Origin of the sequence: Nocardioides sp., from assembly GCF_036274455.1 — a bacterium.
Lineage (GTDB): Bacteria > Actinomycetota > Actinomycetes > Propionibacteriales > Nocardioidaceae > Nocardioides.
Window position 1 is genome coordinate 1 of the sequence record NZ_DASUFR010000227.1, and the last position, 2,931, is coordinate 2,931.

Sequence of the window (2,931 nt, forward strand, 5' to 3'; positions counted from 1 at the left end):
GGGACCGACCAGCGGGGGTTCTCGCCCAGGGTGATCTCGTGCATCCGGCGGGTGGTGGCCAGTGCGTCCGGGACCGAGCCGCCGACGAACCGCACGATCGCCGGCGCGGTGGCCATCGCGAAGCCGCCGATGCCCGCGGTCTCGGTGATCGCCGAGTCGCCGATGTCGGGGTTGGCGTCGTCGGGGCCGTAGTCGCCGAGGTAGAGGCCGTCCGCGAGCTGGGCGGGGCCGGTGAACCACTCGTCGCCGGTGCCGGCCACCTGGATGCCGAAGTCGGTGCCGTTGCGGGCCATCGCCACCACCATCGTCGAGCCGTCGATGCCACGGGCCGCGTCGAGGGCGAGCTTGCAGGCCGGCATCGCGAGGTTGAGGAAGAAGTGGTCGTTTCCGCCGATGAACCTCAGCGCCTCCGACACGTCGCCGGTCTCGAACCCGCTGGTGACCATCGCGGGGGAGAGGTCGCGCAGGAGCATCAGGGTGCCGGCCCGGTTGCGGTTGTGGGCCTCGTCGCCCATCTGCAGCATCTGGGTGAGGATCCCGGTCACGTCGACAGGGGCGGCCGCGTCGCGCACGGTGCGTACGGCGGACTGAAGCAGCGGCCCGAGCACCGCGCTCATCCAGCGGAGCCGGGTGAGGACCTCGGGGGAGTAGGCGCCGTAGCGCAGCACCCTGCCCAGCCCCTCGTTGAGCGAGCAGAAGGTGCGCCGCCCGGACGCCTGGTCCTCGAGAGCCCACAGCCACATCGACGGCGTGATGACGCCGGCCATGGGCCCGACCGCGGACCGGTGGTGGCAGGGCTCGAGCGAGACCGAGGTGCCGGCCTCGAACAGCGCGACCGCGTCCTCGGGGTCGTCGACCAGCCCCTCGAGGGCAGCACCGCCCATGAGCGCGCCGCGGAGCGGCCCGGACGCTCGGTCCCAGGTGATCGGCGGCCCTGCGTGCAGGAACTGTCCCTGCTCGAGGCCGAGGAGCTCGGAGGCGGGCGCGACGTCGACCAGGGTGGCGTTGACCTCGAGCACCGCCGCCAGCGCCCGGGCGTTGGCCCCGGGGCGTCGCGGGTCGGCGGCCACCGTGGCCAGGTCGGCGTCGGTGCCCTCCATCGGCGGCCGCCAGTCGACCCGGGTGACCGGGACGGCCTGGTCGGCGACGGCATCGGCCAGCAGGTCGGCACCGACGTTGACAACGGCGGCTGGAGTGGTCACGACACTGCCTCCCCGGTGAGCGAGCTCAGCAGCTCGACGGCGCGGCGGGTCGCCCGCGCGTTGGACAGGTGCACCTCGGCCCCGGCGTCCGCCAGGGTGCGGACCTGGCGCTCGAGGCCCTGGGGGTCTGCAGCGGTGCCCACGACCGCGACCACCACCGGCCGGCGTACGTCGGCCAGGGCCGGGGCCAGCAGCGCGGCCGGGTCGGGCTCGGCGCCGTGGCCGAGCACGACGTCGAGCAGGAGCATCGCGGTCTCCGGGTCGGCGGCGGCCCGGGCCACGTGCTCCAGGCGGAGGGTCGGGTCGATCATCGGGTGGGCCCGGCCGGTGGTGTACTGGTCGTCGCCGAAGTCGACGAACGTGTGGCCGTCGGAGCCCAGCAGCCCGGTCGCGATGATCTTCGCCTCGCTGGCCATCGTCCCGCCGACGAACAGCCCGCGCAGGAACCGCCCGCCCGACGGCGTCGCGGCCGAGCCCACGACCGGCCACGCCGGGACGTCGCGACCCAGCCGCCGCAGGACCGCCTCGGTCGCCTCGGTCAGGTCGGGGTGGCCGGCGCCGAGCAGCGCCAGCTCGACGGGCGTACCGAGCGAGGCAGCGAACTCCTCGATCTCGGCCTCCACCTCAGGCGCGGGAGGTTTGGAGACCAGCACGATCAGCTCCACGGACGCGTCGGCGTCGAGCCGGCGCAGTGCCTCGCGGGTGGCGAGGCCGCTCACGTCGGCGGACAGGTCGCGCCCGCCCACTCCGAGCGCGTGGGTCACGCCCACCCCGGCGTGGTCGAGCAGCGCGAGCACCTGCTGGCAGCCGGTCCCGGAGGCGGCGACCAGGCCGACCGGGCCGGGCTGGACGACGTTGGCGAACCCCAGGCCGAGGCCGCCCACCACCGCCGTACCACAGTCCGGCCCCATCACCAGCAGCCCCCGCCCGGCCGCCGCGCGCTTGAGCGCGACCTCCTGCTCGACGGGCACGTTGTCGCTGAACACCATCACGTCGTGACCGGACTCCACGGCGTCCGTGGCCTCGACGAAGGCGTTGGCCCCGGGGACCGACACGAGCGCGATGGCGTCCGGCGTACGCCGGAAGGCGGACGCCGTGGTCCGCGGCGGCGCTTCCTCGCTCGGGCCGGACTCTCGACGCGACGCGTCGGCCAGCGCCCGCTCGACGCCGGCCAGTGCCGTGTCGAGCGTGCCGCCCTCGGCCAGTCGCACCGCGACCACCATGTCGTTGGGGGTCGCTTCGGCCGGCACCTCGAAGCCCATCTCGGTCAGCACCTCGATGTTGAGGGCCGTCGCCATCGCGACCTGGGCGGCCGCGACGCCCTCGACGCCTTGGACGGTCCTGCTGACCTGCAGCAGCGTCACCGAGTCGGCGTAGGCGCCTCTGCGCAGCTCCACGTGGGTCGTCACGCTGCCACCCTCTCAAGTGCGGAGAGCGCCCGCCGCGCTCCCTCCACGAGTCCGCGGCCCGAGGTGTGCCCGATCCGCTCGACCGCCTCGACCGGCCCGGTCCCGGCCAGCCAGGCCGCGAACTCGGGGATCACCTCGCCGTGCATCGCGCAGTCCAGCAGCGTGGCGGAGAGCAGCGTCGTGGTGCCGGCGAGCGCCCGCACCTCGGCGTCCACCTCCGGTGTCGGCACACCCGCCGCGCGGGTCACGGCGAGCCAGCCGCACAGCACGTCGTCGCCGTACGGCGTGAGCCCGTCGCCGCGGCCCACGAGCGAGGCGAC

The 2,931-nt window shown here is 74.8% G+C and carries 3 protein-coding genes; all 3 read right to left on the minus strand.

What is annotated here, in order from left to right:
* Positions 1–1,202: DUF1116 domain-containing protein (locus VFV89_RS21740; protein ID WP_329708078.1), on the minus strand; the 1,202-nt coding region annotated here is incomplete at its 3' end.
* Positions 1,199–2,611, minus strand: coding sequence for an FdrA family protein (locus VFV89_RS21745; RefSeq protein WP_329708079.1), 1,413 nt, complete (start codon positions 2,609–2,611; stop codon positions 1,199–1,201). The genes VFV89_RS21745 and VFV89_RS21740, both read right to left, overlap by 4 nt.
* A partial coding sequence (locus tag VFV89_RS21750; RefSeq protein WP_329708080.1) for a DUF2877 domain-containing protein occupies positions 2,608–2,931 on the minus strand: 324 nt, incomplete at its 5' end. The genes VFV89_RS21745 and VFV89_RS21750, both read right to left, overlap by 4 nt.